This is a genomic window from Bacillus sp. C30 (assembly GCF_040838255.1).
Lineage (GTDB): Bacteria > Bacillota > Bacilli > Bacillales > Bacillaceae_G > Bacillus_A > Bacillus_A mycoides.
The window spans coordinates 1-5,403 of the sequence record NZ_JBFPJH010000228.1 but is presented as its reverse complement, the minus strand read 5'-3'; the positions used below and the strand labels follow the sequence as shown (position 1 = coordinate 5,403).

Genomic DNA, 5,403 nt, shown 5'->3' with positions numbered 1-5,403 from the left:
GATTAAGTAAGAGAAAAAATGTGTAAGAAGGGATTTGACAAGATGAGAAGTGACATGATTAAAAAAGGTTTTGATAAAGCTCCGCATCGTAGTTTATTAAAAGCAACTGGTTTAAAAGATGAAGATTTTGATAAACCATTCATAGCAATTTGTAATTCTTTTATTGAAATTATTCCAGGTCATAAGCACTTAAATGAGTTTGGGAAACTTGTTAAAGAAGCAGTACGTGCAGCAGGCATGGTTCCATTTGAATTTAATACAATTGGAGTAGATGACGGTATTGCGATGGGTCATATCGGTATGCGTTATTCGCTTCCGAGTCGTGAAATCATTGCAGATTCAGTAGAAACGGTTGTAAATGCACACTGGTTTGACGGAATGATTTGTATTCCAAACTGTGACAAAATTACACCAGGTATGATGATGGCTGCACTTCGAATAAACATTCCAACTGTTTTCGTTTCAGGTGGTCCGATGGCAGCGGGGAAAACATCTAAAGGGGAAGTTGTCGATTTAAGTTCTGTTTTTGAAGGGGTAGGAGCCTATCAATCTGGGAAAATTTCAGAAGAAGAATTAAAGGATATTGAAGATCATGGCTGTCCATCTTGTGGTTCTTGTTCCGGTATGTTTACAGCGAACTCTATGAACTGTTTATGTGAAGTGTTAGGTTTAGCTCTTCCTGGTAACGGGAGTATTTTAGCGATTGATCCAAGACGTGAGGAGTTAATTAAACAAGCAGCAGAAAAATTAAAAATTTTAATTGAAAGAGATATTAAACCACGCGACATTGTAACAGAAGAAGCAATTGATGATGCGTTTGCACTTGATATGGCGATGGGTGGATCAACGAATACAGTATTACACACGTTAGCACTCGCACAAGAGGCGGGGTTAGATTACGATATGAACCGCATTGATGCAGTTTCAAGACGTGTACCGCATTTATGTAAAGTAAGTCCAGCTTCTAATTGGCATATGGAAGATATCGATCGCGCAGGCGGGATTAGTGCAATTTTGAAAGAGATGAGCCGAAAAGAAGGGGTACTTCACCTTGATCGTATAACTGCTACTGGGCAAACATTAAGAGAAAACATTGCTCATGCAGAGATTCAAGATAAGGAAGTTATTCATTCTCTAGAAAATCCTCATAGTGAAGAAGGAGGATTACGTATATTAAAAGGAAACCTTGCGAAAGACGGAGCGGTTATTAAAAGCGGAGCAACAGAAGTAAAACGATTTGAAGGACCTTGCGTTATTTTTAATTCACAAGATGAGGCGCTTGCCGGCATTATGCTTGGGAAAGTTAAGAAAGGAGATGTAGTTGTTATTCGCTATGAAGGACCAAGAGGCGGACCTGGTATGCCGGAAATGTTAGCACCAACATCAGCAATTGCTGGTATGGGATTAGGAGCAGATGTTGCACTTTTAACTGATGGTCGCTTCTCTGGTGCTTCACGTGGTATTTCGGTAGGGCATATTTCACCAGAAGCAGCAGCTGGCGGAACGATTGCACTTCTTGAACAAGGAGATATTGTATGTATTGATGTTGAGGAACGCTTGTTAGAAGTGAGAGTTAGTGATGAGGAATTAGAGAAGCGTAAAAAAGGGTGGAAACGACCAGAACCAAAAGTGAAAACTGGGTGGCTTGGACGTTATGCACAAATGGTAACATCGGCGAATACAGGTGCAGTTCTGAAAATCCCGAATTTTGATTGAGCCAATATAAAAAGAGATAAGGATGATATAAAATGGTGCAAAATGTAAAGGAGAGAGTGAAAATTGAAGATATCTTAATGGCTCATAATTGCATGAAAGATATCGTTATTAAAACACCGTTACAACGAGATTCAGTTTTATCTGAGAAATATGAATGTGACGTATATGTTAAGCGAGAAGATTTACAAGTTATTCGTTCTTTCAAAATTCGTGGTGCGTATAATTTAATTCAAAGTTTACCGAAAGAAAAGTTACAAAATGGTGTTGTTTGTGCAAGTGCTGGTAATCATGCACAAGGAGTTGCTTATACGTGTAATTTATTGAAGATTCCGTCAAAAATTTTCATGCCGACAACGACACCTAAGCAAAAAGTATCACAAGTTGAATTTTTCGGTGGTGATTTCGCAGACATTGTATTAGTTGGTGATACATTTGATAGTTCTTTCCAAGAGGCGCAGCGCTATTGTGTAGAAAATAGGATGACATTTGTACATCCGTTTGATGATCCGTATGTCGTTGCTGGTCAAGGAACAGTCGCTGTTGAAATTATGCATGATATGGAGAAACCAGTTGATTATATATTTACAGCAATTGGCGGTGGTGGATTAGCATCTGGTATTGGTACATATGTAAAGGGGGTTAGTCCTACTACAAAGGTAATCGGTGTAGAACCGATGGGAGCTGCATCTATGAAAGAAGCTTTTCTTCAAAATGAAAATGTTGCATTAGAAAAGATTGATAGTTTTGTTGATGGAGCAGCTGTTAAGAAGGTAGGAAAGTTAACTTTTGAAACATGTAAAGATGTAATTGATGATATTGTTTTAGTACCGGAGGGAAAGGTTTGTACAACGATTTTAGAACTGTATAAGAAAAATGCGATTGTAGCAGAGCCAGCTGGTGCGCTTTCTATTGCGGCACTTGATCTATACAGAGATGAAATAAAGGGAAAAACAGTTGTATGCACGTTAAGTGGTGGAAATAATGATATTGATAGAATGCAAGAAATGAAAGAACGATCCCTTATTCATGAAGGATTAAAGCACTATTTCATCATTGAATTTCCGCAACGTTCAGGAGCACTACGAGAGTTTCTTGATAAAGGATTAGGACCGGAAGATGATATTACTCGCTTTGAGTATATTAAGAAACATAATAAAGAAAATGGTCCAGCTTTAGTGGGGGTAGAATTAAAGCATAAGGAAGACTATGAAGCTTTAATTACTCGTTTTCAAGAAAATAACATTCAATTCGTGGAGCTTAATAAAAATCCTGTGCTGTTTGATTTACTTATTTAATAAAAGAAAAGAGTTAACATACAATTCTACTTGAAATAAAAAAGGTAGATACAAGCGGAGGGAAATCCTGCTTGTTCTATCTTTTTTATTCTTTGAAAGTTAAACGAAATACGCTCCATATTCAAGAAGGATAAAGCTAGTTAACCAAAAAAGTATTGCAATACGAATGATTACATACATTGTAAATTCAAAGGGAGTAAGTTTTCTCTCGCGCTTTATTTTTCTTAGAAGTCTAACAGAAAAAAATGAACATAAAAGCAGGATCGCTATAGATATTTTATACACGTTTTCTAACAGACTTATATTTTCTAATAAGTTTTTCAGCATATTCATCACCTATCCCGTAATGTATGTTACAGAGAAATGAATCTCGTGCTGTTTAGTTGCGTTTGTTTATTATTTTCCCAGTGTCATCAATTTCTACATCAGTTGAAACCGTTTGTAAATATTGCAGTGCTTTTTTCTTTTCTTCTTCATTTACAGGAGAAACTTGGTTGTTGCGAATGATGTAAGGATTGAATGACATTTGGACATCCTTACCTTTAAAGGTTAAAGTTAATACGCCTGTTTCGGCACTCTTTCCATTTACATAATTCGGGAATAAAAAGTTTCCTAACGAGTATGCGATAGGAACTTTATTGTAATACTCAAATCCTTGTAACCAATGCGGGTGACTTCCAACGATTGCATCAGCACCCGCCTCTACCATTTTCGGAACATATTGTTTCTGGTATTCTATTGGGCGATTAGATTTTTCGACGCCCCAATGCATATAGACGATTACATAATCAGCATCTTTCTTTTGCTCTTGAATCGTTTTTGTTACAAGATCTAGGTCATATCCGTTTGCAACGCCGGGTTTATTGTCACCAGCTACCCAATTAAAGTTGGGCATAAAGCGTACAAAGGAAAGAAATTTAAACTTTTTTCCTTTTACAGTTAGTTCACGAGCAGTATAAGCATCTTCAGCATTTTTTCCGGCTCCAGTGTAAGGTAGTTTTAATTTTTCGACGTGAGAAATGGTGTCTAGTAGTCCATCTTGCCCATAATCAAGTGTATGGTTATTGCCAATGTTCACGATGTCATATCCGGTGTTTTTAATGGCTTGTAGTGTGGATGGATCACTTTTAATCCAAAATTGTTGCCCAGGTACTTTTTTTTCTCTCGTTGTAAATGCTGACTCTAAATTAACAAAAGAAATATCAGCTTTCGTTATTTCTTCTTTTACGTGTTGGAATGGATAATCAGCCCCATTTTTTTCGATTACGGGACGTAATTGCCAATCGAACATTGTATCACCAGAGAAGGTGAGTGTGATTTCAGGGTCTTCGGTTTTCTTTTCGCTTTTTGAAGCTGTTTTACTAGATTTGTTTTGCATATCAGGTTTGTCTTTCGCTTTTGAAATAAAAGAGTAGTTGATTAATAAAACAATTGGTGTAATGAAAAAGGCTATTAACAGAAATCGTTTTAGTAAAGTTTTCATAAATACCTTCCCTTTTGAGTTTATCCCGCAATTAGATTAACAATGAATCTACTAAAGGCAATCGGTCTTTGTATAGTTACAAAAAAATAGCGGGTTATGTAGTGAAAAACGTTTATTAATATTCACAATATTACGTTAACATATAGGTAACCTGTAAATCAATGTATAAACCAAAATATAGAAATAAAGAATTCGAAGGGTGAAGAATGAGAAATGGTTATATTAGGAGCAGTTGTAAATGGGATTTGTATTATATTTGGTACTTTACTTGGTAAATTATTTAGTGCGATTCCAGAAAGTATGAAGGGAACAATTATGCATGCAATTGGTTTAGCGGTTACTGTACTTGGACTTCAAATGGCATTAAAAAGTGAAAATTTTCTTGTTGTCATACTAAGTTTAGTTATTGGTACGGTAATCGGAGAATGGCTACAATTAGAAGAAAGGTTAAAACTGTTAGGGGATTGGCTAGAAAATAAAGTTGGATCGAAAGGGAAAGGGAGCATATCAGAAGGCTTTGTAACAGCCACGCTTATTTTTGCAATCGGAGCGATGGGGATACTTGGTGCATTGGACAGTGGGATTCGCGGAAATCATGATATTTTATTTACAAAGGCGATTATCGATGGATTCATTTCTATTATATTAACGACAACTCTAGGAATTGGCGTAGTATTTTCAGCGATTCCAGTGATTTTATATGAGGGAGGTATTGCAGTTTTTGCAACACAAATTAATAGTTTTGTTCCAAAAGAATTAATGAATCAATTTATAGTGGAAATGACGGCTACTGGCGGTATTATGATATTCGCAATCGGATTAAACTTACTTGGATTTATTAAAATTAAAGTGGCAAATTTACTTCCAGGCATATTAATGGTTGGAGTAATTGTTTCTATTATATACGGT

General features: G+C 36.2%; 5 protein-coding genes. 3 read left to right on the top strand and 2 right to left on the bottom strand.

The window, feature by feature from the left end; translation table 11 throughout:
* Nucleotides 1-42: 42 nt before the first annotated feature.
* Entirely contained in the window at nucleotides 43-1,716 is a 1,674-nt protein-coding gene (gene ilvD, locus AB3X49_RS17050) for a dihydroxy-acid dehydratase (RefSeq protein ID WP_002012150.1), read from the top strand.
* A gap of 32 nt (nucleotides 1,717-1,748) precedes the next feature.
* On the top strand, nucleotides 1,749-3,011 hold the full coding sequence (ilvA, locus tag AB3X49_RS17045; RefSeq protein WP_002012149.1) for a threonine ammonia-lyase IlvA: 1,263 nt from the start codon (nucleotides 1,749-1,751) through the stop codon (nucleotides 3,009-3,011).
* A gap of 99 nt (nucleotides 3,012-3,110) precedes the next feature.
* Here ilvA and AB3X49_RS17040 read toward each other — a convergent pair whose 3' ends face one another.
* Nucleotides 3,111-3,338 (bottom strand): hypothetical protein, encoded by a 228-nt coding sequence (locus tag AB3X49_RS17040; RefSeq protein ID WP_012260734.1) that lies wholly within the window; start codon nucleotides 3,336-3,338, stop codon nucleotides 3,111-3,113.
* A gap of 52 nt (nucleotides 3,339-3,390) precedes the next feature.
* Nucleotides 3,391-4,494 carry a CapA family protein gene (locus AB3X49_RS17035; protein WP_002126792.1) on the bottom strand — a complete coding sequence of 368 codons (1,104 nt, stop codon included), beginning with the start codon at nucleotides 4,492-4,494 and terminating at the stop codon, nucleotides 3,391-3,393.
* A gap of 213 nt (nucleotides 4,495-4,707) precedes the next feature.
* Between AB3X49_RS17035 and AB3X49_RS17030 the strand changes: the two genes are divergently transcribed.
* The coding region (locus tag AB3X49_RS17030) for a DUF554 domain-containing protein (RefSeq protein ID WP_367963555.1) at nucleotides 4,708-5,403 on the top strand (696 nt) is incomplete at its 3' end.